General features: G+C 50.3%; 23 protein-coding genes. 4 read left to right on the top strand and 19 right to left on the bottom strand.

What is annotated here, in order from left to right; genetic code table 11:
• Window positions 1-11 precede the first annotated feature (11 nt).
• The 9 genes from NQ502_RS07125 to NQ502_RS07165 all read right to left on the bottom strand — a co-directional run bounded on the left by NQ502_RS07125 (window position 12) and on the right by NQ502_RS07165 (window position 12,844).
• Window positions 12-3,113, bottom strand: a complete 3,102-nt coding sequence (locus tag NQ502_RS07125; protein WP_028527505.1) for an alpha-mannosidase — start codon at window positions 3,111-3,113, stop codon at window positions 12-14.
• Between the two features lie 33 nt (window positions 3,114-3,146).
• Window positions 3,147-4,502: a sulfatase family protein gene (locus NQ502_RS07130; protein WP_044982971.1), complete on the bottom strand. Its 1,356-nt coding sequence runs from the start codon at window positions 4,500-4,502 to the stop codon at window positions 3,147-3,149.
• The gene (locus NQ502_RS07135) at window positions 4,502-5,524 is read right to left on the bottom strand and encodes an ABC transporter ATP-binding protein (RefSeq protein WP_044982972.1); all 1,023 of its coding nucleotides are present in this window, start codon (window positions 5,522-5,524) and stop codon (window positions 4,502-4,504) included. Before NQ502_RS07135 ends, NQ502_RS07130 begins: the two co-directional genes overlap by 1 nt.
• Window positions 5,521-6,516 (bottom strand): ABC transporter ATP-binding protein, encoded by a 996-nt coding sequence (locus NQ502_RS07140; RefSeq protein ID WP_028527506.1) that lies wholly within the window; start codon window positions 6,514-6,516, stop codon window positions 5,521-5,523. The genes NQ502_RS07135 and NQ502_RS07140 overlap by 4 nt, the downstream gene beginning before the upstream one ends.
• A gap of 13 nt (window positions 6,517-6,529) precedes the next feature.
• Window positions 6,530-7,402, bottom strand: coding sequence for an ABC transporter permease (locus NQ502_RS07145; RefSeq protein ID WP_049898028.1), 873 nt, complete (start codon window positions 7,400-7,402; stop codon window positions 6,530-6,532).
• An 11-nt stretch (window positions 7,403-7,413) separates the two neighbouring features.
• Complete coding sequence (locus NQ502_RS07150) at window positions 7,414-8,403, bottom strand: ABC transporter permease (protein ID WP_049898029.1); 990 nt, start codon at window positions 8,401-8,403, stop codon at window positions 7,414-7,416.
• A 154-nt stretch (window positions 8,404-8,557) separates the two neighbouring features.
• Window positions 8,558-10,264, bottom strand: coding sequence for an ABC transporter substrate-binding protein (locus tag NQ502_RS07155; RefSeq protein WP_028527508.1), 1,707 nt, complete (start codon window positions 10,262-10,264; stop codon window positions 8,558-8,560).
• Between the two features lie 151 nt (window positions 10,265-10,415).
• Complete coding sequence (locus tag NQ502_RS07160; RefSeq protein WP_028527509.1) at window positions 10,416-12,089, bottom strand: sensor histidine kinase; 1,674 nt, start codon at window positions 12,087-12,089, stop codon at window positions 10,416-10,418.
• Window positions 12,086-12,844: a response regulator transcription factor gene (locus NQ502_RS07165; RefSeq protein WP_028527510.1), complete on the bottom strand. Its 759-nt coding sequence runs from the start codon at window positions 12,842-12,844 to the stop codon at window positions 12,086-12,088. The genes NQ502_RS07160 and NQ502_RS07165 overlap by 4 nt, the downstream gene beginning before the upstream one ends.
• A 193-nt stretch (window positions 12,845-13,037) precedes the next feature.
• Here NQ502_RS07165 and NQ502_RS07170 point away from each other — a divergent pair, with 193 nt between their 5' ends.
• The gene (locus tag NQ502_RS07170) at window positions 13,038-13,361 is read left to right on the top strand and encodes a helix-turn-helix transcriptional regulator (RefSeq protein WP_083963134.1); all 324 of its coding nucleotides are present in this window, start codon (window positions 13,038-13,040) and stop codon (window positions 13,359-13,361) included.
• Window positions 13,362-13,427: 66 nt separating this feature from the next.
• Here the strand turns inward: NQ502_RS07170 and NQ502_RS07175 are convergent, their stop codons facing one another.
• Genes NQ502_RS07175 through NQ502_RS07215 form a run of 9 tightly spaced genes read right to left on the bottom strand, consistent with a single transcriptional unit; the run spans window position 13,428 to window position 22,523 of the window.
• Entirely contained in the window at window positions 13,428-14,702 is a 1,275-nt protein-coding gene (locus NQ502_RS07175; RefSeq protein WP_028527512.1) for an L-cysteine desulfidase family protein, read from the bottom strand.
• A 12-nt stretch (window positions 14,703-14,714) separates the two neighbouring features.
• Window positions 14,715-15,746: a Gfo/Idh/MocA family oxidoreductase gene (locus NQ502_RS07180; RefSeq protein WP_169579903.1), complete on the bottom strand. Its 1,032-nt coding sequence runs from the start codon at window positions 15,744-15,746 to the stop codon at window positions 14,715-14,717.
• 3 nt (window positions 15,747-15,749) lie between these two features.
• Window positions 15,750-16,781, bottom strand: coding sequence for a Gfo/Idh/MocA family protein (locus NQ502_RS07185; RefSeq protein WP_028527514.1), 1,032 nt, complete (start codon window positions 16,779-16,781; stop codon window positions 15,750-15,752).
• Between the two features lie 15 nt (window positions 16,782-16,796).
• Window positions 16,797-17,498, bottom strand: a complete 702-nt coding sequence (locus NQ502_RS07190; RefSeq protein ID WP_028527515.1) for an ABC transporter ATP-binding protein — start codon at window positions 17,496-17,498, stop codon at window positions 16,797-16,799.
• A gap of 9 nt (window positions 17,499-17,507) precedes the next feature.
• Window positions 17,508-18,275, bottom strand: coding sequence for an ABC transporter ATP-binding protein (locus NQ502_RS07195; RefSeq protein WP_028527516.1), 768 nt, complete (start codon window positions 18,273-18,275; stop codon window positions 17,508-17,510).
• Window positions 18,268-19,272, bottom strand: a complete 1,005-nt coding sequence (locus tag NQ502_RS07200) for a branched-chain amino acid ABC transporter permease (protein ID WP_044982973.1) — start codon at window positions 19,270-19,272, stop codon at window positions 18,268-18,270. The genes NQ502_RS07195 and NQ502_RS07200 overlap by 8 nt, the downstream gene beginning before the upstream one ends.
• A gap of 16 nt (window positions 19,273-19,288) precedes the next feature.
• Window positions 19,289-20,167: a branched-chain amino acid ABC transporter permease gene (locus tag NQ502_RS07205; RefSeq protein WP_028527518.1), complete on the bottom strand. Its 879-nt coding sequence runs from the start codon at window positions 20,165-20,167 to the stop codon at window positions 19,289-19,291.
• Window positions 20,168-20,203: 36 nt separating this feature from the next.
• Complete coding sequence (locus NQ502_RS07210) at window positions 20,204-21,259, bottom strand: uroporphyrinogen decarboxylase family protein (protein WP_242830221.1); 1,056 nt, start codon at window positions 21,257-21,259, stop codon at window positions 20,204-20,206.
• A 22-nt stretch (window positions 21,260-21,281) separates the two neighbouring features.
• Window positions 21,282-22,523: an ABC transporter substrate-binding protein gene (locus NQ502_RS07215; protein WP_028527520.1), complete on the bottom strand. Its 1,242-nt coding sequence runs from the start codon at window positions 22,521-22,523 to the stop codon at window positions 21,282-21,284.
• 234 nt (window positions 22,524-22,757) lie between these two features.
• Between NQ502_RS07215 and NQ502_RS07220 the strand changes: the two genes are divergently transcribed.
• From NQ502_RS07220 to NQ502_RS07230, 3 genes are read left to right on the top strand one after another with little or no spacing between them, the layout of a single operon-like run.
• Window positions 22,758-24,158, top strand: coding sequence for a Sapep family Mn(2+)-dependent dipeptidase (locus NQ502_RS07220; RefSeq protein ID WP_260046686.1), 1,401 nt, complete (start codon window positions 22,758-22,760; stop codon window positions 24,156-24,158).
• Between the two features lie 39 nt (window positions 24,159-24,197).
• Window positions 24,198-25,022 carry an AraC family transcriptional regulator gene (locus NQ502_RS07225; protein ID WP_028527522.1) on the top strand — a complete coding sequence of 275 codons (825 nt, stop codon included), beginning with the start codon at window positions 24,198-24,200 and terminating at the stop codon, window positions 25,020-25,022.
• 14 nt (window positions 25,023-25,036) lie between these two features.
• Complete coding sequence (locus NQ502_RS07230) at window positions 25,037-25,975, top strand: DMT family transporter (protein ID WP_028527523.1); 939 nt, start codon at window positions 25,037-25,039, stop codon at window positions 25,973-25,975.
• Between the two features lie 120 nt (window positions 25,976-26,095).
• Here the strand turns inward: NQ502_RS07230 and NQ502_RS07235 are convergent, their stop codons facing one another.
• Complete coding sequence (locus NQ502_RS07235; RefSeq protein ID WP_028527524.1) at window positions 26,096-26,362, bottom strand: CD3324 family protein; 267 nt, start codon at window positions 26,360-26,362, stop codon at window positions 26,096-26,098.
• Window positions 26,363-26,402 lie beyond the last annotated feature (40 nt).

Consider the following 26,402-nt stretch of genomic DNA (forward strand, 5'->3'; position numbering starts at 1 on the left):
CCTTCTGGATATTAAAACCATAACTTCACGGTACACAGCTCGAATGGCTTCAGCGATACCGGGACGGTGTCATCTGCCACCGGCTCTGCCAGATTTTCTTCCAGCAGATTACAGAGGGCATACTTCCGGATGCCGTAGTCTGAGGTGAGAGAAAGCCTGGTGCTTCCGCCCCTGCACTCATGCATCCGAACCACGATGCAGTTCTCCTGCTCAGCCTTCTTCACGGCGTCGATGCAGATGGAATCCGAGTCAAAGTTAAGAATATTTCCGAGACCTTCCGCCTTTCTGCCCACAGCCACTTCCACCGGCTGGTTCAGTCTGACGCTCTCCTCGATCGTATCTCCTTCGGAAACCGTACCGCTGTGCGGCAGCAAAGCGTAGGTAAACTCATGAGATCCCATGTCGCACTCGGTATCCGGAAATTTTGTGCTCTTTAACATCGTCAGCTTCAGCGTGCTGTCTTTGGCGCTGTAGCCATATTTACAGTCATTTAAAATGCTGACGCCGTAATTTGCTTCTGAGATATCGCCCCATTTATGCCCAACCACTTCAAACCGTGCCCAATCCCAGCTTGTGTTAAAGTGTGTCGGCCGCTCCACATGTCCGAACTGGATGTCATAAGACGCCTTCTGGCTTCTGACATTCAGCGGAAATGAAACCTTGAGCAGACGGTCCTTCTCATGCCAGTCTGCTTTCGTCCAAAAATCAATCCTGCGGCTGTCACGGTAGACGATCATCTCCCGGACGAATACCGACTTGTTGTACGTATGCACAAAGCGGATCACACAGCGCAGCGCCCCGCATTCCACCAGTTTCGGTTCCTCCGCCAGTACCGCTGTCTCCCTTTTTTGCATGTAATAAATATCAATATCCCAGTTGTCATGATTCATCGGCTTGTCTTCATATAGCTCCAGGACATTTCCTGTCCCGGCAAGGACCTCACGTTCGTTCTCTTTGTCATAGACGTAGGACAGGTATCCTTCCTCATTCCACGCAACCTGATAGAACGGTGTTTCCACACGCCCCTGTTTCAGGTCAACCGCAAAGGTCTCCGGCTCCAAATCTGCCTCCCCATCCGGACAAAAAGTAATCGTCCGTGCCGACAGCGGCGCAAGCTTGGTCTCGATCAGCCACCCGCCTTCTGTCCTCTGAGCCGGAAGCTTTTGTCCGTCACTGTCATAGAAGCTTCCTTCTTCGGACACCGGCAGCGGTGTGAGATCCCTGCGCCAAAAGCTGCAGGGATTCAAGCAGGTGAAGGCTCCGTCTTCTCCGTTCACCAGCATGTCAAGTGCCGGGGCATTGATTTCCCGAAGACTTGCCGCCGCTTTTTCGTACGCCGCGATCGAATCTTCATAGACTTCCCTGATGGAAGAACCGGGAATAATATCATGAAACTGATGCAGCAGCACACATCGCCATATCTGTTTCAGCTCCCGCTGCGGATATTCCCCTCCCTTTAAAAAGGCAAGCGCCGAAAGCCATTCGCTGTTAAATAATCCAAATTCCAGTTTTCGGTTGAACTTCTTATTCGCCGCCTGAGAGGTATAGGTTCCTCTGTGATATTCAAAATACAGCTCCCCGTCCCAGGTATGTACATACTGGTCGGCCGTATCCACCTTCTCGTGGAGACGGTCGAAAAAAGCTCCCGCCGTGGAATTCTTTACATTCGGCAATCCCGGCAGCTTATCCATAACCCGCCGCATTTTCAGCATATTGCGGTTAACTCCGCCGCCGCCGTCGCCGTAACCATAGCTGATCAGCGTCTCGTTGCTGAGCGCTTTATCCTTGAATTTATACCAGCTGCCGATCACTGTCCGCGGAGACAGCAGACCGTTGTATGTGGAATACAACCGGTCAAATGAATGTCCTTCATTCGGCGTCGTGATAAAATACGTCAGGATTTCGCTGCCGTCCAGTCCGCGCCATTTGAACAAATCATGCGGAATTGCATTATATTGGTTCCAGCTGATCTTGGTGGTCATAAATGTTTTGATATTGCACTGCTTTAAAATCTGCGGCAGCGCGCTACTGTACCCAAAGACATCCGGCAGCCATAAATGCCGGCAGGAAACACCGAATTCTTCTTTGAAAAATAAAATCCCTTCGGTCAGCTGACGCACAAGCGCCTCTCCCGAGGAAATATTGCAGTCGGCCTCCACCCACATCGCGCCGTCTACTTCCCATTTCTTTTCCTTCACCCGCTCTTTAATGCTCTCGTAAAGCTCCGGTGCATCATTTTTTATGTATTGATATAACTGCGCCTGCGTCTGCAGAAACAGAAAATCGTCAAATTCTTCCATCAGACGCAGCACCGTGGCAAAGGAACGCTGTGCCTTCTCGCGGGTATGCTTTAGCCGCCACAGCCATGCCACATCGATATGCGTATGTCCCACTGCATTTACGGTCACATCGCTGTGCTTCTCCATTTTTTCAAGAGATTCCATAAGCTGTGAGAGTGCTGTCCCGATGGTGTCGTAGAATTTATCGTCGTCCCAGTTGATAAACCGGTACGCATGGTCGAGCGCCGCCATCAGCTGATGCTTTTCCGTATCTGTATCAGGAAGCAGCTTCAGCGTCTTGTAGATCGCCTTGGAATAATAATAAAATTCGTCGGTGGGCAGATGAAGGTAGCCGATCTCGGCGCGCCTGACCTTGTGGAACTGCTCCTTTTTCGGGCCTCCGCCTTCAAGCCCGGTCCACAGTAAGAAGGTAAGCTTTGCCTCCTGTCCCGCCAGGGAATCGAAAATCACATCCTTGTGGTTGGAATCAACGCCCTGGTACCGCTCACCATTCACATACAACAGTGATTCGAACCCGCTGTTGTGCCCCTCGCCGGTGATTCCAAAGTCAAATACACCTGCAACCTGACAGTCTGCCTTCGCCCGCGGAAGCCGAACCACCTTCTGCATCCACAGATAACGGTCGCGGCCGATAAAATCATCGCCGATATGAAGTTCAAATCCCCGGATCTCTTCCGGCGGTGTTTTGTATACATCATCTTTATCCAGATGGCCTTCCATCGCCGACATGGTGTCTAACGAAACCATGTCCCGATACCGGAACGCCTCCAGCTGCCGGGTCCTTGCCTCCAGCTTTTCAACAGTAAAAAACATCCTTTTCTCCTCCAGTCACGCCTGAACCTTTCGTTACGTCAGACTCTTATAACGGCCGGCAAACTTTTCATCCCAGTTACGCTCCAGATTCTCCCGCCATGAAATGGCTGCGTTTTTCAGCCTTTCTGTGATTTCCGGATACTGCCCGGCAATGTTGTGTGTCTCTCCCGGATCACCGGCCAGATCTGACAGGAAGATTTCATCCTGCGGCGCTTCCGATTCCACCAGCTGCCCGTTTAATACCAGTTTATAGTTCCCTTCCCGGACGGCAGTCTGTCCCTCCATCTCCCAGAAGATCTGGTCATGGACGTGGTCTGCACCGGTCGTGAGAAGCGTTGTCAGGTCCGACCCGTCCAGCGTATACTCCGCCGCATCGCCGCCTGCCAGATTCAGCAGCGTCGGGAACAGATCCATCGCCGCCACCGGCTCCTCGATAATCTGGTTTCTTTTGATTCCTGCCGGATACGAGATAAGCGCCGGAACCCTGATGCCGCCCTCAAAGAGGCTGAATTTGTGTCCCTTGAAGCCTCCTGTCTGCCCGCCGTAGTAGGGATCGCCGCAGCCGTCCATGAAGTTTCTCGATTCTCTCGACGGACCGTTGTCACTTTGGAAATAAATGATCGTATCTTCATAGATGCCCTGGCGCTTCAATTCATTTACAATATCACCGATGCCGTCGTCGACTGCCGCGATCATCGCCGCCATCACCTGCCTGTCCCACGGAAGATGGGCAAATCTGTCCATGTACTCCTGCGGCGCATGCATCGGATAATGCGGGGCATTGTAGCCAAGATAGATCATAAACGGGTCGGTGTCGGATGCGTGCTCCCGAATATATTTTACGGTTTTCCTGGTTGCCATCTCCGTAAAATATTCGCCGTTTTGATACACTTCCCGGTCATTTTCCCAGAGATCATGTGTAGGATCACACCCCCCGTCACTCATGCCATAGTAAAAAATGTGTGAATAATAGTCGATGCACCCCGCCATAAAGCCGTAAAAATAGTCGAATCCGTTATCCCACGGACGGCAACCTTCTTTTAATCCCAGATGCCACTTTCCGATCAGAGCCGTGCTGTATCCGGATTCTTTCAGTGCCGCTGCGATCGTCGGTGTCTCCTTCGTCAGCCCGGTAGCTTTCCGGTGTCCGGCGAGGATCGCCCTTACGCCTGCATTTCCCGGATATCTTCCCGTCAGCAGGGACGCTCTGGACGGAGAGCACACCGGACTGCCCGCATACATGCTTTTAAATAATGCCCCTTCCGATGCGAGGCTGTCGATATTCGGAGTGACAAAATCCGTGCTTCCCATGCAGGATAAATCACCGTATCCCTGGTCATCCGTCATGATCATGATCACATTGGGACGTTTCTTTACAGACTGATTCATTACTCTTCTCCTCCTTCTGCCTGATACATCTTGATATCACAAAGGGCTTTTGCCCGGTCATGTTCTCCCTCGTAGAGGAAGCATTTGACCTGCCGTCCCCCTATCTGAATGTTATCCGGCTGCTGTGTTCTGCATTTTTCAGTTGCCTTTGGGCATCTTCCTGCGAACATGCAGCATTCTTTGGTCGATGTCAGATCCGGCAGCTCCTCTTTCGCATAGATATCCACGATCTCCTCCCGGAATGGTTCCGGTGTACTGCCGAGCAAAAGCACCGTATACGGATGGTACGGTTCTCTGATAATCTCGTCGATCGCGCCGTACTCCACACAGTTTCCGGCGTACATGACCGCGATGTGATCCGCCATATACCTGGCGGAGGCAAGGTTATGCGTGATATACAGCATGGTCAGCGCCTTCTTTTCCTTCAGCTCAAGAAGCAGGTTCATAATGTCGATACCGATGGATACATCCAGCATCGATGTCGGTTCATCGGCGACGATAATGGACGGATCGACCGCCAGCGCTCTGGCAATAACAATTCTCTGGCGCTGTCCGCCTGAGAGCTGGGAAGGATGTTTTTCCATGAAGTCCCTGGCGGGCGTCAGTCCGACAAGCTCCATCAGCTCCACTACTTTATCCGTGACCTGCTCGCCGGACAGGCTGCTGTTGTGCAGAGTGATCGAGCGCCCGATGATGTTCTTGATCGTGTGCGCCGGATTCAGGGAACCAAACGGATCCTGGAAGATCATCTGTATCTTGCTTCGCAGCTTCTTTTTGTCCTGTACACTTTTATAAGAGGATAAATTAACGCCGTCAATGAGCACCTCACCGTCCGTCAGGTCGTAAAGTCCCATCAGAAGCTTTGCCAGCGTCGTCTTGCCGCACCCGGATTCGCCCACAACCGCCAGGGTCGTCCCCTGTTCGATGGTAAAGCTGACGTCATTGACCGCTTTTAAATATTTTTTCTCAAACATTTTTCCCGGCAGCAAAAAATGCTTTTTTACATTTTTAAATTCTATCATGCTTTTTGGGCCCCTTTCCCGCTGACTTCTTTTTCGGCATTGTGGCAGGCACAAAACCAGTGCGCGCCGATTTCCTTAAATTCCGGCTGTTCCTGCCGGCACTTATCACACTTTTCGGCACACCGCTCATAAAAAAGACACCCTTCTGGCGGTGTAATCAGATCCGGAACACTGCCCGGAATCCCGGTAAGCCGCACTTTTTCACCCAGCAGTGACGGGAATGCTTTCAGCAGCCCTCTTGTGTAGGGATGTGCCGCATGGTGCAGCAGGTTTTCGACCGGAGATACCTCCATCATCCTGCCGGCATACATGATACCGATCCGGTCGCACATTTCCAGCATCAGAGGCAAGTCATGTGTGATAAACATAATGGAAAATCCCATCTTTTCTTTCAGTTCTGTGATCTTTCGGATAATATTGTACTGCACTACGACGTCAAGGGCAGTCGTCGGCTCATCAAAGATGATCAGGTCCGGACGCAGCGCCAGCGCCATCGCAATCACGACCCTTTGCCTCATCCCGCCGGAAAGTTCGTGAGGATATGCATTCAGCCGGTCCGCGTTGATGTTTACCATCGCCACAAGCTCTTTCAGCCTCGCCTCCAGCTCTGGTTTTGTTACTTTCTCGTGAGCCAGGATTGCATCGGCGAGCTGGCTTTTTATGGTTACCACCGGATTCAGGTTGTTCATCGCACTCTGGAGTACCATCGATGTCTTTTCCCAGCGAAACAGCCGCAGCTCCTCCGGCTGGAACATCAGCACATTTTTTCCGTTAAAATTAATCTCGCCCTGAGGAATCGTCGCGGCGCCTTTTAAAAGCTGCATAATCGAGAATGCCACCGTGGATTTTCCGCAGCCGCTTTCCCCCGCCAGTCCAAAAAACTCACCTCTTCTTATGTGAAAGCTGACGTCAGTCACCGCGTGGACCTGTCCCCTGTCCGCCTTATATTCGATACTCAGATTTTTGACTGAAAGTACATGTTCGTTACTCATAGCATTAACTCCTTTACAGTTTTACGGAACCGCCTCTGTCCCCGGCATAGATATCAAGGAATGAATTTCCGATCAGCATAAAGCTATATCCCAGAGTGCCGATGCAGAGTCCCGGCGGTATCATCCACCACCAGGCGTTATAGATCATTGCCGCATTGTCAAAGGCCACTGACAGCATACGCCCCCAGCTGATCACATCCGGTGCGCCGATTCCCAGGAAGCTCAAAGAGGCCTCCGTCAGCATTGACGTTGTGATAACCATAACCATATTTGCCGTGACTACCGGCAGGATATTTGGCAGGATTTCCCGTATCATAATCTCGAAATCTCCCATCCCCAGGGATTTCGCTGCATCCACATAGTCTCTTTTAGCCTCTGAGAGGGTCTGGCTTCTGATGCTTCGGGCCATCCACAGCCAGCTGAGCCCTCCGATCACGACGATCGTACTCCACACCGTCATTCCGTCAAGCAGTGAAGCGATGACAATCATCAATGCAAGAGTCGGGATAACCAGCAGCACGTCGACAAACCGCATCAGCACTTCGCTGACTCCGCCGCCCTTGTACCCGGACAACAGTCCGACAAAGATACCGACCAGACTGGTCAGAAGTCCCGCCAGGATACCTACCATCATGGTGATCCTGGTACCATATACCACCTGGGAAAAGATGTCCTGCCCGTAGCTGTTTACGCCCAGCAGGTGCTTCATCGACGGCGCCTCCCACGGTATGAACTCGATGGAGTTCGGATCATAAGGTGCGATCACCGGCGCAAAAATCGCTACAAGAGCGAAGAAAATCAGTATTCCGATGCCGATCTTTGCCTTGGTATTTCTCAGAATATACTTTTGCAGCACAGCATACGTTTCCGAATGTTTTCTTTTCATTGTGCTTCCTCCTATTTCAGTGCTACCCGTGGGTCAAGGAACGGATAGATCAGATCCGCAGCCAGATTGACGACCACGATGCTGATCGCGATGATCGCAAAGCAGCCCTGGATCAGCGGATAATCCTGACTCATAATCGCATTCATGATCGTCAGTCCGATTCCCGGATACGAAAAAACAATTTCTGTCGTGATCGCTCCGCCCACGGCCGCTCCCAGGCTTAACATCAGCCCGGTAAAGGAAGGCAGCAGCGCATTGCGAAAAGCATATTTAGTCAGAATTGTCCGTTTCTTTAAGCCCTTCGCCTGGGCAAGGGTGATATAATCTTCAGAAAATATCTGCAGAATATTGCTCCGCATCATGATCATCCTGCCGGCCAGATTGACGATTACCAGTGAGAGAACCGGTAAAAATGCATGATAGATAATCGAACCGATCATCTGATACCATTTCGTTCCTTCCGCCACGCCCACCGGCAGCGCATGCCCCAGCGGGAACCAGTCCAGATAATATCCCAGTCCCATCAGTATCAGCATACCGATGAAAAAATACGGCATTGACTGAATGTAAAATGAAAGGCCGACCGCCACATTGTCGAAGGCACTTCCCTTTTTGAGTGCTGACAAAACGCCTAACAGCCATGCCAGTGCAAAAGAGATCAAAATAGAAGAGACAACGATCAGCAGCGTCCACGGGATAGCCCGAGTGATAATATCATTGACAGGAACGGGGAACGTACTGAAAGAAATCCCCATATTCCCCCGGAAAAGCTGAGTAAGATAATGCCAATACTGCTCAAAGATTCCTTTATCCAGCCCGAACTGCTGTGTCAGCAGTGCTGTATACTCCGCAGATGCCACGCCGCTTTTGCTTGCCATCAGTTCTACCGGATTTCCGCCCATTAAACGCGGCAGCAAAAAATTGATCGTCAGCGCAACCCACAGAGTAAACGCCGCACTGAGAATACGCTTTAAAAGATATTTCAACGTGAAATTTCGCATATTTCATACCACCTTTATACAAATTGTAACAGTTCAGACAGTGCATCTTCTTGCCCGGCATATGCCGTGCAAGAAGCATCGGATGAACTGTTACTACAAATTGGGCTGACTAATTGCTTAGCCAGCCGCTGTGCAACAACATAAGTTACCGCTTTTATTTTACTGATACGTTGATGAGGCTCTTTGCGCTTATGATCGGTCTGTCGGTAAGCCACCCTTCATACTGGATTCCATCGTAGTATGGAATGTGTGCACCAAGATTGTACATCGGCAGGAATACCACATCTTCAGCCAGGATGTCCTGAATCTTGATATAGAGTTCTTTTGCTTTTTCTTCATCTGTCTCTTCTGCAACCTGAGCAAGAAGTTCATCTACTTCAGGATTCTCATAGCGGAAGTAGTTGGTTCCCGGTGTTGCAGTTCCGACCGGCGCTGTCATCGCCGAGTTAAAGGAAGTATTCAGCAGCGCATATGGATCAGGCGGGAAGTCGATGCCGAACTGCAGCAGATCGAATTCTCCTGTCTGCAGGATCTGGATCAGCTCTGCTCTGGTCGCCAGTTTCGGCACGATCTCAACACCGATGTTTAAGAGCCACTGCTGGATCATTCCTGCTTCCATCTGCTGTGCCGGGGCGCCGGACTGATTGTAGTAAGTAAAGGATAGACGCTGTCCGTCTTTTTCATAAATTCCGTCTTTGCCTTTTGTATATCCGGCATCTTCTAAAATCTTCGTAGCCGCTTCCACGTCAAACACGTGAGAGCTCTTCGCATTTTCACTCACCATCTCACCGAAGATATCCGGCAGCCATCCCGGGCTTAACGGGAATACACCGTTGTACTCTCCTCTGGTGATCAGGTCATCCTGGTTGATCGCCATGGAAAGTGCTTTTCTGATGTTCTTATCTGATAACAGTTCATTCGTATGGTTCACTACGACAGAGTAGTTGCTGGTTCCGGCGTACACCTGCATCTCGGCGCCTTCTTTTGTCAAAAATTCAGGAACATTTGCCATCGCGATCGTGTTGAATGTCGCGGCAATCTCGCCTTTTAACAGTGCCAGCGTCAGGTTCGGTGACGAATTGTAGATATGTACGATCAGGTTGTCCACCTTCGGAGCGCCCATCCAGTAATCTTTGTTTGCATCAAACTGGATATCGGTTCCTGTGTTGTACGTTTTGTAGATAAACGGACCGGTTCCGACCGGCTGTTCGTTCAGGTTCTGATCCGGAGCCCCTGCTGCCGACCAGATATGCTCCGGAACGATGAAGATCTCCGCTGCATAACGTACAAATGCGGTAAACGGCGCTTTAAACTTAAAGGTTACCTTCTCCTCAGCCTCCGTGATACTGTCAAGCTTCTCCCACAGACTGTACGTATCCAGTGTCGGATAATCTTTTAATGCCGTGTAGGTATACACAACGTCTTTCGCTGTAAAGTCTGTGCCGTCCTGCCATTTGGCATCCGTGTTCATCGTGAAGGTCAGTTCCGTAAAGTCTTCGTTCCACTCATATTCAGACGCCAGTGCCGGTTCCAGTTCTGTCGATACCGGGTTAAAATACAGCAGTCTGTCATACATCAGCGGCAGCAGTTCCTTTTTGGTATTCTGCGGTAAAAATGGATTCTTAGAAGCCAGGTCTGTGTCCATCGCCGTCTCGCCAAGGTGCAGTGTGCCTCCGCTCTTGCCGGATGTATCATCAGCTGTTTCTCCTGATTCACCGGCTGCTTCCGGATTGGCTTCTTTTGTCTCCTGCTGGTCCGCGGTCCCCGGGGACGCGTTTGGTGTCGGCTGATCGCTTTTGCCACATGCCATGATGGACATTCCCATCGCACATACCAAAAGCAGGCTTAGAAACTTTTTCATGTAAAAAACCTCCCTGTTTTTATATGCTTTGTTGAAAAGTAAAGGCCCTTCTCTCAACTGTTGCTTAGTAAGCTTATTATATAAAAACAAAGAGGTTATTCAAATGTAAGATGTTCGAGTATTTTTGTAAAATGTTCAGATGCTGAAGTTTTTATGATTCCATCGGGAAAGAAATCGTAACGATCGTCAGATCATTCTCCCGTTTAAATACAAGACCGTACTCATTCCCGTATTTCAGTTTCAGACGGCGGTGAATATTATATACGCCATATCCGCCCTGCTTTTTCGTCGCTATCGAAGTCTCAAAATCCTGGTTAAGCACCGTTTCTATCTCCTTCTGCCTCTCTTCTGTCATCCCCAGACCGTTATCACTTACCGATACGTATATGACTTTCTGCTCCTCCCGAATCCGGACAGCAATCACGCCTCCTTCCTCCAGCTGCGAGACTCCGTGGTAGACCGCATTTTCCACCAGCGGCTGAATCAGCATCTTGATACACCTGCACGGCAGCAGCCTGTCGTCATAGTCGACCCGAAATTCCACCCGTCCCATAAATCGGATCTTCATGATGGTAATATAGCGGTTTAAAATATTGATCTCCTCCTGCAGCAGTGCAAATTCCCCTCCGCCAATGGAATAGCGGAACAACTCCGACATCGCCAGAGAGATATCGGCAATCTCATCGACCCCCTTCATGATCGCAATACTTCTGACGCACTGCAGCGTATTAAATAAAAAGTGAGGATTGATCTGGCTTTGAAGGGCATACAGCTCCGCTTCGTTCGTGCGGATCTCATTTTCATAGAGCTGCTCCTGTGTTTTAAAAGCGTTTCTGGTCATCGTCTCCAGCTGACCCAGCATACTGTTAAAGCTGAAGACGATACTGTTGATCTCATCGATTTCCCCATAACTCAAACGCTTTCTCAGACCATCCCGCGGAAAATTCTGCGTTTCGCCGACCAGTATGGAGATGGGTTTGGCAACCGTCTGCTGCAGCAGTCTCCAGGTCAAAAGAAGCGTGATGATCAGGCCTGCGATTGACAAGAGGTAAAACTGTATGATAAACTGCGTTTCGCTTGCGCCTTCGGTTGGATTTCCGTATAGTCTGACCTCAAGTCCCATGACATTAGAGAATGCGACGGATTCATACGCCCCCTTCACCGTACTGACGGTTTCCGTGAACAGCCGACCATGCTGATCGAAAAGACTGACCTTTAAGTCATCGATTCCCATAAGATTGCGGACATAATTCACATCACAGAAGATCACTGCTGTGGCGATCTTCTCATAATCCTTTGTGGTGGCATAGATTCCGGCGATGGGAACCGTGTAGGCAAAGCAAGGCATATCATCAAAATAAAAAAAGTTTTTTTCTATGTACGTCGGATCCTCTATTTTTAAATCATCCTTTATCCGCTCGATAATTTCCACACTGGTGCTTTCCCCGTACAGGAAACTTGAAGTGATCCCGGAACGTTCAACAACCATCACATCCTTGATAATGGGATAGTTCAATTCAATCAGACGTATTGAGTTAAATGCATTGACCACCGCATCACTTCTGCGGTCATTATAGCCAACGCTGTACAGATCATTAAATGCACTGAATACGCTCAGGTAGCTGCCGATGCTCTCAAGACTTTCTCCCAGATTATCCAGAGACGCCGCCTGCGTCTGGCACAGCTTATCCAGATATTCCTGTTTCTTCCTCTCATTTTGATCTAAATAATACAAAATCGGAATAGACTGAAGGATCAGCAAAGCGATCATCGAACCGATGACAACCGTTGTCATTCTTTTGCGCAGTCTGATCTTCTTCTTCAAAACCGCTCTCCTTCCCTGCGGGACCGCCGGTAAACACTGGGGGTTATTCCCATTTCCTTTTTAAAAACCTTGTTAAAGTAAAAATAATCACCAAATCCAGCCATCGCAGAGATTTCTTCCAGATTATAGTTCGTATCGGCAAGCAGTATCTTTGCCCTTTCTATCCGTCGTTCCGTCAGGTAGGCGACAAAGGTTTTTCCGATATTTTTGTTGAACAGGTCACAGATGTAGTTGCGGTTAAAGGAGAATTCTTTTGCGACCTCATTAAGAGTAAGTTTTTTATCGATATTTTTTTCAATAAAGTTCAAAATTTTTTCAAAACTGTAGGGGCTTTCCTGCTCTTTCAGGTCCAGATGTACAATGGCACGGCGGTTTCTCTTCTTATCCAGATATTCGACCGCATACTGAATCGTCTTCTCCAGCGCTTCCGGATTCACAGGCTTTACACAATAATCTAAAACCGACGCCTGGATCGCCTTTTTCGCCAGCTCAAAGTCCGAATACCCACTTAGTATGATAAATGCGGCGTCGCTGCCAGATGCCTTGCATTTTTTAATAAACTCAAAACCATCCATCCCGGGCATCTTGATGTCTGTTATAATAAGGTCGGGATTCACATGTTCCAGATCCGCCAGGGCAGCTCTGGGAGACTGGTAACTCCCCGCCAGTGTAAAACCATTGGCGCCCCAGCCGACATTATTTGAAATATCGATCATGGTCCATGGTTCATCATCAACTATGATTGCTTTGTACATACTATCCCCCCTAAAATCTGTCCTGCTGTTTTTGGAGACCGCCTGGCCTGCCTGTTCATTTGGACACAATTATAACCTTATCCTTCAAATTTTGTCCAGCGGTTTCCATTTAATTGTACTGATGCCAGGGTCATAAGGTAAAATTCCGTTCATGCTTGCATGATAAGGCATTTTACCTTGGGACCCACCAAACATGAGAAAGCGGCGCATGAAAAACATGCTCGACTATATCCATCAGAATTATTCGCAGCCGATAACGATACAGGACGTATCTGCATCTGCAAATATCAGTAAGAGCGAATGTTTCCGCTGCTTTTCCGAACTGTCAAAGATAACTCCCGTGGAATACATCAACAAATTTCGCCTGCTGCAGGCATCCCAGCTGCTGCTCACCACCGATAAAAGCATGGTGGATATCTGTTATACCACCGGATTTAATAATACGAGTTATTTTTCAAAGAAATTTAAAGAACAGTATGGAGTGACACCGAAGGCGTACCGCTCCAAACACCATTAGAAGAGAAAAGCACCTGCTGTCCGGCAGTTTATGCCGGCGCGCAAGTGCTTGTGATCTGCAGGCGGTTTATTTTCCCACCATCATATTCAATATTTCCATATCCGTATTCTGCATGCCTTCCCGGCCCAGCCGCCCAATGTTGTGGATGGTGCCCTCGATATCGTCTGTGAGAATTCCTTCTCCTCCTTTGAAATAATCATTGTTAAATGCCATTTTGTCGGCAAGTATCGCCGCATCAAGCGCCGCCGCAATCTTGGCCGCACAGGATGGTTTCGCGCCGTCACACACAATACCGGAAACAATTCCCAGGGTATTGCTGATCGTAAACATGATCTGCTCCCGGCTGCCGCCCCGCAGATAGGTGATGCCCGCCCCGCTTCCGGTGGCTGCACTCACCGCACCGCAGAATGCAGAGAGCGAACCGATACCCGTCTTCAGATGGGCGGCAATCAGGTTACTGATCACCAGTGCGCGATACATCTTTTCATCTGATACCTTTAATTCCCTGGCATACTGATACACCGGTACGCTGGCGGTGATTCCCTGGTTCCCGCTGCCGGAGTTTGCCACAACAGCCAGGTCGCATCCGCTCATACGCGCATCTGACCCTGCCGCCGCATAGGCCTTTGCCCTCACCTCCACATTTTGACTGCCGTACAGGTTCAGGATATTCTTGCCGATATTAGCCCCATAGGGGTTCTTCATGCCCTCCCTGGCGATCGTCATATTGCAAGCGATCTGATGATCCAGCAATTGCCTGACCTCAGCGGTCTGCACCGTTTCGGCAAAGTCAAGGATACCGTTGACACTCATAAAATCTCTTTTGCGGTCTGCATTTCCCCGGTCCAGTAAGTATTCTTTATCCAGAAGATTTTCACCGTTTTTAGAAATTCTTACAATATTCGTGTGTTTATCCACAATTTCAACAACCACGGTATCGTCTCCGCAGAAAGCCTCCAGGCGAATATAAAGATTGGCGACTCCTTCTACCAGTTCCACCTCACATAATCCCTCGCCTGCCAGAACCTTTGACTGGTCAATATCTGCCTGCGTGACTGTGGACAGCACCTCCAGCTGTCTTTCGGCATTTCCTCCCAGCGCCCCGAGAATCGCTGCAGCCTCCACGCCTTTCTGTCCGCCGGAATTCGGTACCGTCACACCTTTTACGTTTTTAATGATGTTACCGCTGCAGTGAGCGATCATGCGCTGCGGCATACATCCCAGATATTTTCGTGCCGTCGCACTCGCATAGGCGATCGCAATCGGTTCCGTACAGCCGAGCGCCGTGATCAGCTCCTCATTTAATACCTGGATATATCCGTCATAAATGCTCTTTTTCATACTTTCATCCTCTCATCTGCCAAAACCTTCGGCGTCCTGATACAGTGCCGGCTGTTCCATATAACAAATCTCCTGTCTTTTACCGCTCTTCTGTGCCAGCAGGCATGCCTCACCCGCTGCCGCCGCCATATAACCGTCCCAGGCTGTCGGCCCCTCCAGGGCCCCCGCCCGAGCGCCGTCGATAAAGTGCTGCAGCTCCATGTCAAATGCCGCCTGGTAGCGTTCTTTCCAGAAATCATACTCCCGTACCCGCCGATAAGATCCCTGCCTGACGATATTCGAGACGGATGCCGGGAGTGAAACCGTCCCCTGTTCACATACCACCTCACAGCTTATATCATACCCATAATCACAGTGTGTAAAAACCTCCAGATCGATCAACACTCCGGAAACTGTCTCCAGTATCATAAGCTGCGGATCGTACAGTTTTCCTTCAGCACAGGAAGCCGTTCTTCCATGAAGCACCCGGCAGGCAGCCAGGGGATCCCCTCCGAGCAGCCACGGAACCACATCGATCTCATGAATCGCGGCATCCATGATCTCCATCCGGTCGTCAAAATCCTCGCCAGCCCGCGGATTCCGGTGAACCGCGTGTACCATCAGCGGATGTCCCATGCTCCCGGAACAGACCAGTTCCCGCAGCTCCCTGTGATGCCGGTCAAACCGCCGCATGAACCCCAGCTGGATCAGCCGTCTGCCCGCATCCGCTTCAGCCTCCAGTATTATCCTGCTGCTCTCTCCCGTATCAGCCAGCGGTTTTTCACAGAATACCGGCTTTTCACATTCCAGACAGGCCAGCAGATACTGTTCATGCACAGAGCCGGGCGCCGCGATCAGGACGGCATCAATGCCGGGATCTCTGATCAGTTTCTCCGCCGTCATGACCTCCGGGATGCCGTATAACTCAGCCGCTTTTTCCGCCCGCTTTGGTGACGAGGAAGCCACCGCGGCAACACCTGCGCCGGACAGATGTCTCTGTATCCGGCGTATATGCTCTGCCCCGATTCTCCCTGTTCCTATCACGCCAATTTTTAATTCCCGCATCATTTACCGCCGAATCTTTGCCCACGTTCCGGACGCATTTGACTCCTCGATCGCATCCAGAGTCAGGACCACTTCCAGACCGTCTTCCCCCGTCACAAACGGCTCCGTATTTTCTTCGATACAGCGAATAAACAACTCGTCGATGTCTGTCAGCAGGGTGACGCTCTGATCCGGATTCTCCGGAAAATCATAATACGCCGTCGTTCCATCCTTATACTCAACCACCACCGGATGGTCTTCGCGGTACAGCGTGATCACACCTTCTGTTCCGAAGAACTGTGTCATGCGGTCATTTCCGCTCATACTGGTCCAGCTGTTTACAATCAGCCCGACCACACCATTTTCCATCTCAACAATCGACATGGAATTGTCATCCACATCGATCGTCGTCCCGTCAGGCTTCACTTTTGCAAGTGTCGGTGTATAGGACAGCACCCGTTGATAGCGCGAGCCCACAATATAATGCATAAGATCAATTCTGTGTGAGCCGACGTCGCTCATAACCCCGCGTCCGCTCATTGCACGGCTGAAATACGCATTGTTGATACCGTCCACAGATGCATACTCCGGTCCCTGTATGCCAAGGAAGGTGCGGTAAGTCAGCAGCCGTCCGATCTCTCCCCTGTCGAGAAGCTCTTTTGCCTTTATATGCGGATGATACCGGCGCTGGTTGTGGGAAATCATCAGTTTTTTATTTGCTTTTTCAGATGCGGCAATCATCTTTCTCGCGTCATCGGCACTGACTGCCATCGGTTTTTCACATAGGACATGTTTGCCCGCCGCAAGTGCCCGGACAGCCAGGTCACAGTGTGAACGTGTGGGCGTGCAGATAACAGCTGCATCAATCCCAGGATCTGCGAGAGCCTCATCCAAAGTGTCGAAAGCCTTTCCGCCAAACTCGGCTGCTTTCTGAGCCGCCCTCCCCGGCGTCCCGTCAAAAAATCCAGATAACACCGCGTCGGGATTCTGTCTCAGAGCCGGTATGTGACGGAACCCGGCGATGCCGCCGCATCCGATAATCAAAACATTTACCATCTTATTTCCTCCTGATCAGATACCGAGGTATGCCTTCTGAACCTCCTCCGAATGGAGAAGTTCCTCCGCCATACCACTCAGTACGATTTTTCCTGTCTCCAGCACATAAGCGCGGTCCGAAATCTTCAGCGCCACCCTGGCATTCTGTTCAACCAGCAGAACCGTTGTACCCATATCACGGATCCGCCGGATCAGTGAAAAGATTTCTTTCACCACCAGCGGGGCAAGTCCCATAGAGGGCTCATCCAGCATCAAAAGCCGGGGTTTGCCCATCAGGGCACGGCCGACGGCCAGCATCTGCTGTTCGCCTCCGGACAAGGTCCCTGCAGCCTGCGCTTCCCGCTCTTTGAGACGCGGGAACAACTCATACACGGTCTTCAGCGTCTCCTCATTCGTCTCACTGTTCTGAAGATATCCGCCCATCAGCAGGTTATCAAGCACCGTAAAATCCGGAAATACCTGACGTCCCTCCGGTGAGAGCACGATTCCGTTTTTTACTTTAGTCTGCGCCTCCCATTTGGAAATATCCTTGTCCTCATAATAAATCTTTCCGCCGTTGATATTTTTAAGACCTGCAATGCTGTGCATCGTCGTGGTCTTTCCTGCGCCGTTCGCGCCTATCAGCGTTACGATCTCGCCTTCATTGACTTCAAAGGAGATATTCCGCAGGGCGTTGATGCTGCCATAATTTGACCTGACATGTTCCAGTCGCAGCATTGCCATATGTCAGTCATCCTCCTTTCCGAGATATGCCTCAATCACCATCGGATTATTGCGCACCGCAGTGGGGTCCCCCTCCGCGAGCAGTTCGCCGTAGTTCAGAACATAGATCCGCTCACATACGTTCATGACAAATTTCATGTCATGCTCAATCAGAAGGATCGTATAGCCCAGATCACGCAGTTCCCTCACCATATGCAGCAGTTCCTCCGTCTCCTGCTCGTTCATGCCTGCCGCAGGCTCATCCAGCAGCAGCAGCTTGGGATTCGTGGCAAGGGCGCGGGCGATCTCCAGCCGGCGCTGTTTGCCGTACGGAAGCGAGGACGCGAGTGCGAAACGGTCATCCCACAGATTCATCAGTTTCAGGTATTCCTCTGCACGTCTGCTGCACGCTTCTTCTTCCCTGCGCTTCTTCGGCGTATGAAAGATCGCATCGGCGAGATTGACCTTCGTATGGCCGTGCATCCCGAGAATCACATTATCCATCGCACTCAGTTTTGCGAACAGCCGGATGTTCTGAAAGGTGCGCGCAAAACCCCGGCGGGCGATCAGATACGGCTTTACCCCTGTGATGTCCTCGCCGTCCAGCTCGACTCTTCCCTCCGTCGGCGTATAAATTCCGGTGACAATATTGAAAAGCGTCGTCTTTCCGGCACCGTTTGGTCCGATGATGCCGACAATCTCTCCGGGTTCGATCTGCATATTGATATTGGAAAGCGCTTTCAGTCCTCCGAACTTCTGAGTGACGCCGGTTACTTTCAATACACTACTCATCTGCACCTTCACCCGCCTTTTTCTCAGTGTGATTCAGCGTCAAACGCTGTTTGATATATTTAAAGTTTACATTTCCCAGAATGCCATCCGGCTTTATCATCATCAGCACGACAATGATGATTCCATAGACCAGGTTTCGGTACTGCGCCATCGCACGGATCGTCTCCGGCAGGATCGTCAGCACGGACGCCCCCAGGATCGTGCCCGGAATCGAGCCCAATCCTCCGAAGATTGCCATGATCAGCATGTCCATGGATGCCGCCGTCGTAAAGCTTGACGGGTCGATAAAGTTGATATAATGCGCATAAAACGCGCCAGCCACGCCTACGATCATGGACGATATGATAAATACCATGATCTTATAGCGAAACACATTGACACCCATGGCAGACGCCGCCAGATCATCCTCGCGAATCGACATGACCGCAAGTCCGATTCGTGAATGGACGATGCGGTACACGATCACTGCCGCGATCACGACCAGAACCAGCATCACATAAAAAATTGAACGGTTGCTGGTAAACTGGATGCCGAACAGGTTGGGCGACGGGATACCCGCAATGCCGAGCGGGCCTCTCGTCAGGTTCATGGAATTCATCTCCACAAGTCTCACGATCTCACAGAATCCCAGTGTCACGACCGTCAGATAATACCCCTTCAGCCGCAGCGTCGGCAGTCCAAGCAGAAGACTGAACAGCCCGGCGACAACCGCCGAGACAATCATACAGGTTCCCATGCCGAGTCCGGCACGCGTTGAGAGGATCGCTGCCGCATAAGCACCGATTCCCCAGAAAGCCGCATGTCCCATCGTCATCAGTCCCAGAAAGCCGGTTAAAAGATTAAGGCTCAGCGCGATCATGACATACATCATACAGATGGTCACGATACGCAGCATGTAGGAGGAATCAGTCATCAGCGGGAAGACAGCCAGTACCGCCACCAGCAGCACAGCCAGCTTATTCATATGTTTTGCAAAAAAGTTAAGTATTTGATTCATGTCAGCCGCCCCCTCCTTATACTTTATTGATTTTTTTCCGCCCAAATAAACCGGCAGGTTTGATCAGGATCACAAGAATCAAAATCGCAAACGCAATGGCATCCCGGTAACCCGAGCTGATATAACTTGCACCCAGCGTTTCGAACAGGCCGACCAGAAGGCCGCCCACCATCGCCCCCGGGAGAATCCCGACACCGCCCAGAACAGCGGATGCCATTGTTTTCATTCCCACGGCAAATCCCGTATTGATATCAATGGACTGGTAATACATGCCTACCAGAGTACCGGCAATGGACGCCAGCATCGAAGCGATGACAAATGTCAGGGAGATGATAAGATTCACATTAATCCCCATCAGTTTTGCCGCATCCGCATTCTGTGCCGTGCACCTCATCGCTTTTCCAAACTTTGTTTTATAGGTGACTGCTGAAAGCAGCACCATCAATACCAGCGCAACAGCCAGGATAATCAGCTGACTGGAGTTGACCGTGGTATTTCCGATTTTGATTTTGCCAAAGTCAATAATGTTGGGATATGGTTTCGTCTGGCTTCCGAAAAATAGTAAGATTACATTGTCTATGACCGTCGCTATCCCCATCGTCGTAATCAGACCGGTCAGTTTTGGTGCCTTCTTAATACGAAGGCGCCGAAGGCCAAAGCGGTCCAGGCAAAATCCCACTGCGCCTGTCGCTATGATACTGATCGTAAACGCCAGCAGGAAATGACCTTCCAGGCCAAGATAGACCATCAGGGTGATATAGCCGCCCAGCATATATACCGATCCATTTGCAAAATTCACCAGCTCCAACACGCCAAACACCATCGAGAATCCGATCGCTACCAACGCATAAGTGCTGCCAATGGTCAATCCGTTTAATATCTGTTCCAACAGCATCTTTGTGCACCATCCTTAGTAGATAAATATGAACAGTTACTTTACAAGTCCTTCCTCCTGTACTACCTCCTGCATCAGAGTGAACACATACCGGTCCACATCCAGCGGCAGCGCACAGCCTGGAGCGAAAATAAAACGATAATCCCCGCATTCTTCCAGAGCCGTCAGGAGCCTTCGGCGCAGTACGTCTTTGATGGCCTCTCTGTCGTTGTCTGCATTCACAAAGTCATTATGCTGATCAATGCCTCCGATCAGCACCTTATCCGGATACATATCACGAACCGTTTTAATGGATGTCAGCCTGGACATATCTGCAATCTTAGTACAGTTCTCCCAGTTAAATGCCTGAATACCCTCGTAGTCCAGGAATTCTTCAAACTGAAGCTTCTCACAGTAATGCAGGTGCATCATATTAAACCAGGTACGGTCCTTGATATATCTCAATAACTCTTTATCATACGGCCGGCAGAATTCCGCGATCTGTTCGTCTGTGACAAGCGCCCTGCTCGCCCACTGTGTTGAGAGGAAAATTCCGTCCACACCTGCCGCGATCATACGGTCCAGCAGCTTTTTATTGGTTTCCAGCAGCGCTTCCAGCGCCCTGTGCACTTCTTTTGGATGTTCCGCCATCATCTGCATAGCCGGCGCAGGGTTGCATGAGTGCATCATCTCCTGCATCCACGTCAATGGTGTAAAGATCGTCGCCAATACGGGGACCTCGCCTCTGTAGTGTTCACAGACACCCTTTGCAATCTCGATTTCTCTTTGGAACACCGGGTTTTCATCCGGATCAAGGACCGGAAGAGCAGCCAGATCCTCCGGTGTTTTCACCGGATATTCCAGGAATTCCCCGGACCACTCCCCGGGATCGTTTCTCCAGCGGATCTTCGCACCGTATGCCTCGGCAAAATAATGTCCGTTGCTCATCAGCTTTACAAAGTCCCAGCCATTATTGTCCGTAAAATCGATCGTCGCTTTTACAAAGTCTTTTACATGACGGTCTACCATCGGCATGTGCAGCCAGCCTGACACGCCAATCCTGTCGGCAGGCCTGTTGTCAATCATTGCCCGAATTCGTTCTTTCTTAGTCATCAATCTATTTATATTCCTTTCATCAGTAATCATATGGAGCAAATTCTCCGTCAATCACGGTATATACAAATACGTCTTTCACCACGTTGTTTCCGTTTTCAAACGACATATTTTTTCCCGATGTAATCTCGATCGGAACAGTGAGCATCTCTTCAACCAGCGCCTTCGGATCATCAGTTCCGACATTCTTTGCTGCCGTCATGGCAAGCATTGCCGAATCGTATGCAGAGGCGGCAAACCCGTCGCAGGGGGTGTCCGGATATTTCTCGTTGTAGCGTGTTGTGAAATCCTTCAGATAATCGGTGTAATCCGCAACCTGCATGATAGAGTCCAGGTATACCGGTGTCGTGCCCGCCAGCACGATGCCGTTTGCCTTTTCACCCGCAATATCCAGAAATTCCTGCTTGAATACGTTGCCCGGACCCGCGATCTGTACGCCGTCGAGACCGATATTGTCAATCTGGATCAGGATGTTAGCCACATCATTATACTCACCGTCTATATAAAGGATCCCCGGTTTTGCTTCCTTGATCTTGGAGATCAGCGGCGTAAAGTCCTTAGTCTGCTGGGGTACAAAGTTATCCGTCATAACAACCTTGCCGCCAAGCTCCTCGTATACCTCTGTCAGAATCTGGGCGCCTGTCACACCAAGGTCTGTATTCTGGTGCAGGATCGCAAGATCTTTTCCGTCAAACTGATCGTAAAGCATTTTAGCGGTAGCTGTTCTCTCGATATCCGCAATCGGCGAGACGGGAATCAGCATATCCCCCATCCCCGGGAAGTCCGGATGAGAAGTATTCGGGGAGATCATCGGCATGGAAGCCTTCTGGTATACCGGAGCTGCCGCCATGGAAACGGATGATCCAAATGAACCGACGACTGCAAATACATCATCTTCTTCAATAATCTTGTTTGCCAGGTTAATCGCTTCTTTTTGATCGCCCTTATCATCATTGATCTCAAGAATCACATCTTCTCCGTTCAGTCCTCCTGCCGCATTAAAATCCTCCACTGCCATTTTCAGAGCATTCTGATAGCTGATACCGTACTGCATCAGGTTGCCGGTCAGCGGAATAGACGCAGCAATCGTGTGTTTACCGGATGAACCGCCGCTCTTACTCTCCGAGCCGTCACCGGAATTCTCATCGCTTCCGCTTTCGTTTGCACTGCTCCCGGAATCTTTTTCAGATCCGCTTTGGCCGCATCCGGTCAGCAGGGAAACCGCCAGGGTACCAATCAAGGCAAATGCTACAAGTTTTTTCATTATTCGTCCTCCTTTTTTTCATAACACCGTGCTTCCAGAGGCTGACGCCTCTTAATTGGCTTTATTCTAGCATTAATAAAAATAAAAATCATGCCGACTTACCGTGATAATTCACAATTCTTGTTGTCATATTCGCGAAGTAATTGACATTACTCACTATTTCATTTAATCTCTTAGATAATACAGTCCTTATTTTTTATTTGCAAATATTACATAAAGAAGGGGGTAGTACAAGTGTATTCGTCAGAAAATAAAATCGATGCGTGGATCTCAGACCACAAAGAGGAAATTGTGGTTCATATCAAACAGCTGATCCATCTGCAAAGTATTTCAACGCCTTGTACTTTTCAGGAATATCCTTTTGGATCCGGATGCGCCAGCGCCCTGGATTACATGCTTCAGCTTGCCGGTGATCTCGGGCTTGCAACGAGAAATTATGATTATTACTGCGGAAGCGCAGTTTTGCAGGGCCGCACAGACCGGACGATCGGTATCTTCGTACACCTGGATACCACGCCTGTTTCGGATATGTGGCTTCAGGATCCCTTTGAGGCGGTGGAAAGAAATGGTTACATCATTGGCATCGGCTCAGAAGATAATAAGGGCGCAGCCGTATCCATGCTGTATCTGCTGCGCTGCCTGAAAGATCTGGAGATTACACTTGACCACACGATACTGGTAGTTTTCGGCTGCGGCAAAAAAGCCAAGATGGAGGATATGGACCATTTTCTCAGGCATGAAAAAGCACCGGATCTCTCTCTGGTCGCAGATGCAAGTTTTCCCGTGTGCATCGGTGAGAAGGGAAGTGCAAACTTCGAACTGACCTGCCCGATCCACGATGAGCATCTGGTTGATTTCCGCTCCGGCCTCGCCGCCAACATGATACCGGGCTGTGCCTTCGCGCTGCTGAAAGATTTTACCTTCGAGGAGGTGATGGAACGCTTAGATCAAGACACCCGATGTGTCGTCATCCCGGTGGATTCCTATGTGAAAATCGATATCGGCGGATTGGGCGGCCATGCGGCCTTCCCTGAAGGAAGCCGTTCCCCCATTCCGCTGCTGGCGGATATCCTGCTCTCCCATCAGCCTGTCGGTACATCTGCACCTTATATCCGCTTTTTAAGAGACACATACCAGACATACGACGGTGTCCCTTTTGGTCTGAATGAGCGCGATGAGACGTTCGGCTATACAACCCATATCTGCGGCACGATCGGCATTCAGCACGGCAGTATGCGGCAGGTCATCAATGTCCGGTATATTTCACAGCTGACGGGAGCAGAAGTATCAAGGAGAGTGCAGGAGACTGCCGGCAGGGCGGGCATCAGCTGCCGGCTTCTCTCCGACACGCCCCCCCATACGCCGGAACCCTGTCTGAAGCCATTGACGCCCGTACTGACTTCCATTGTCAATCACGTTCTCGGAACCAGTCTTCATGAATATACGATGGGCGGCGTTACCTATGCGCAGAAGCTTCCCAACGCCATATCGTTCGGGCCAAACAGGGACGACCTGCCGACACCCCTCGGATGGGGACGCGGCCATATGGCAAATGAAGCAGTACGTATTCAGGATCTTCTGAACGCATTGAAAATATATGCGTTATCATTGCACCGCATTGACCCGATGTTTTAACCGGCATTCGGAAATCACAACGACAGTAGGTGAAAGACTATGCAGGAAATCAGAGAACAAAACTTTCAGACTTACAACGACACTTCATCTGTAAATATATGCAAATTTCATCATGAATTTCAGGCTAAGGAGGTCCCGCTCCATTCCCATGAAGAATACTGTGAATTAGTTTACCTGCAGAAGGGCAGGGCTGCTCTGAACATAGGCGGTCAGTCCATTCAGGCACAAAGCGGCGCACTTATCTTCCTGGAGAAGGCTGTCGCTCATGAGGGATCTTATCAGGCGCTGGAACGATGTGGCAAAACGGAGCGATATGTATTAAAATTAAGAAATACTGACCGGCTGCTGCCGCCGGAATATCATCCGGTGATCAGCCTCGATACTCCCCGCATCCTGACCTCCCTGTTCCAGCTGATCGAACGCGAGTACCTGTCACGCGAAGCGGGCTGGGAACTCATCTGTACAAACACGTTGGAAACACTGTTTCAGCTCATCCGCCGAAATGCCCAGCCCGTACAGAACATCCCTGAATCCAGCACGCGGGTCCAGCAGCTGGCGGATGATATTATCGCCTATATACATACGCATTACTGTGAGAAAATCAGTCTGCAGTCCGTGGCTGACAATTTTTATATCAGTCCCTACTACCTCTCTCATCTTTTAAAAGACCAGAGGAATATTTCCATGATGCAGTACGTGATCCAGCTGCGTATCAGCGAAGCCCAGATGCTGCTCCGCGATACGGATTATTCCGTAAGGCAGGTCGCGAAAATGACGGGCTATCAGAATTTCAATTATTTTCTGAATGTCTTTAAGAAAAAAACAGGAACGACGCCGAATGCGTACCGTTCCAGACATTTTTAAAAGGAGTACAAGTTATGAAACCGACGCAAAAAAAATTTAACGCCGGGATATTTTTCCCGGCGCTTCTGTGTACCTTACTGTGGGGAAGCGCATTTCCCTGCGTCAAGATGGGGTATCAGCTGTTTCAGATCAGCAGTGATGCCACCTTTCAGAAACTGGTTTTTGCCGGATGGCGTTTTAGCCTCGCCGGGCTCCTGGTTCTGATCACTGCCCGCGTGATCGGGCGGCAGAATATCATTCCCCGCAGGGAACAGTGGGGCGGCGTGATTGTCATGGCGCTCCTGCAGACCGGCGTACAGTATGCGTTATTTTATATCGCCATGTCTCACACCACAGGCACGAGAGGCTCTGTCATCACCGGATCCGCAGTCTTTTTTTCTGTGATCGGCGCTCACTTCTTATTTAAAAATGATAAGATGACAAAGTTAAAAGGCATCGGCTGCTTCATCGGTTTCGCCGGCGTCATCCTGATCAACTTAAACGGCGCGGGTACCACGGAAGCGGGTGTGCACTTTATGGGCGAGGGCCTGATGCTGCTGTCTGCGATCTGCACAGGCCTCGCAGCTCCCGTATGCAAACGCCTGACGGACAACGGCCTCGCCCCCATGATGATCACCGGATGGCAGATGCTGCTCGGCGGGTTCATGCTGCTGGCGCTCGGATACTGCGGCGGCGGCTCTCTCACCACTATCACCCCTCAGGGAATCGGTCTCTTAACTTATATGATACTGCTGTCTGCCGCCGCCTTCTCCGTATGGAGTATCCTGCTCAAAAAATATTCCACCAGCAGCGTGGCCGTTTACAACTTCTTGGTCCCTGTCTTCGGAACGCTGCTGAGCGGAATCATCCTGGGTGAGAAGGTCGTATCCCTGCGGAACTTTGCCTCTCTTGTCCTCGTATGCGCCGGTATCTATTTTGTAAACTGCAGGCCGAAAACGGCTGCGGTGAAATGATAGCTTCGGCATGGCGCTTATATTATGAAACCTTCAAACAAAAAGGACAGCGCACTGTCATATCCGACATTGCGCTGTCCTCCGGTTTATCAAACACAGACCATTCCCGGTCTCTTATTTTTATGCCCCGTAGATAATTTTACGAATGGCATGAACAGACAGATTATATTCTTCCGCCAGTTCTTCCGCGGACCATCCGCCGCGATAAGCTTCTGTAATCCTTTGATTTCTCTGCTGCAGTTCCCTCCGGTAACCGGTCAGCTCGCCCCAGCCCTTCTTCTGCCGGCCAGGGTCTGCGGGCACATAGAGATATCCGCCCTGTATGTAACCCTGCAGTTCCTTAACCAGTTTCTCTGGAAGCACAGCTTTTGCATTTACATATTTCATGCGGGCTCCTCCCTGATCAATTTTGGTCAAGCAGCAAAGC

Origin of the sequence: Ruminococcus gauvreauii (assembly GCF_025151995.1) — a bacterium.
Lineage (GTDB): Bacteria > Bacillota > Clostridia > Lachnospirales > Lachnospiraceae > Ruminococcus_G > Ruminococcus_G gauvreauii.

Bases quoted from the DNA above. Each gene is read 5' to 3' on its own strand.
- NQ502_RS07125 (WP_028527505.1), bottom strand. From the start codon at position 3,113: ATGTTTTTTACTGTTGAAAAGCTGGAGGCAAGGACCCGGCAGCTGGAG.
- NQ502_RS07215 (WP_028527520.1), bottom strand. From the start codon at position 22,523: ATGAAAAAACTTGTAGCATTTGCCTTGATTGGTACCCTGGCGGTTTCC.
- NQ502_RS07135 (WP_044982972.1), bottom strand. From the start codon at position 5,524: ATGATAGAATTTAAAAATGTAAAAAAGCATTTTTTGCTGCCGGGAAAA.
- NQ502_RS07140 (WP_028527506.1), bottom strand. From the start codon at position 6,516: ATGAGTAACGAACATGTACTTTCAGTCAAAAATCTGAGTATCGAATAT.
- NQ502_RS07230 (WP_028527523.1), top strand. From the start codon at position 25,037: ATGAAACCGACGCAAAAAAAATTTAACGCCGGGATATTTTTCCCGGCG.
- NQ502_RS07195 (WP_028527516.1), bottom strand. From the start codon at position 18,275: ATGAGTAGTGTATTGAAAGTAACCGGCGTCACTCAGAAGTTCGGAGGA.
- NQ502_RS07185 (WP_028527514.1), bottom strand. From the start codon at position 16,781: ATGGTAAATGTTTTGATTATCGGATGCGGCGGCATCGCCGGGTTCCGT.
- NQ502_RS07155 (WP_028527508.1), bottom strand. From the start codon at position 10,264: ATGAAAAAGTTTCTAAGCCTGCTTTTGGTATGTGCGATGGGAATGTCC.
- NQ502_RS07200 (WP_044982973.1), bottom strand. From the start codon at position 19,272: ATGAATCAAATACTTAACTTTTTTGCAAAACATATGAATAAGCTGGCT.
- NQ502_RS07235 (WP_028527524.1), bottom strand. From the start codon at position 26,362: ATGAAATATGTAAATGCAAAAGCTGTGCTTCCAGAGAAACTGGTTAAG.
- NQ502_RS07170 (WP_083963134.1), top strand. From the start codon at position 13,038: ATGAGAAAGCGGCGCATGAAAAACATGCTCGACTATATCCATCAGAAT.
- NQ502_RS07175 (WP_028527512.1), bottom strand. From the start codon at position 14,702: ATGAAAAAGAGCATTTATGACGGATATATCCAGGTATTAAATGAGGAG.
- NQ502_RS07210 (WP_242830221.1), bottom strand. From the start codon at position 21,259: ATGACTAAGAAAGAACGAATTCGGGCAATGATTGACAACAGGCCTGCC.
- NQ502_RS07190 (WP_028527515.1), bottom strand. From the start codon at position 17,498: ATGCTGCGACTGGAACATGTCAGGTCAAATTATGGCAGCATCAACGCC.
- NQ502_RS07130 (WP_044982971.1), bottom strand. From the start codon at position 4,502: ATGAATCAGTCTGTAAAGAAACGTCCCAATGTGATCATGATCATGACG.
- NQ502_RS07145 (WP_049898028.1), bottom strand. From the start codon at position 7,402: ATGAAAAGAAAACATTCGGAAACGTATGCTGTGCTGCAAAAGTATATT.
- NQ502_RS07205 (WP_028527518.1), bottom strand. From the start codon at position 20,167: ATGCTGTTGGAACAGATATTAAACGGATTGACCATTGGCAGCACTTAT.
- NQ502_RS07180 (WP_169579903.1), bottom strand. From the start codon at position 15,746: ATGCGGGAATTAAAAATTGGCGTGATAGGAACAGGGAGAATCGGGGCA.
- NQ502_RS07225 (WP_028527522.1), top strand. From the start codon at position 24,198: ATGCAGGAAATCAGAGAACAAAACTTTCAGACTTACAACGACACTTCA.
- NQ502_RS07150 (WP_049898029.1), bottom strand. From the start codon at position 8,403: ATGCGAAATTTCACGTTGAAATATCTTTTAAAGCGTATTCTCAGTGCG.
- NQ502_RS07165 (WP_028527510.1), bottom strand. From the start codon at position 12,844: ATGTACAAAGCAATCATAGTTGATGATGAACCATGGACCATGATCGAT.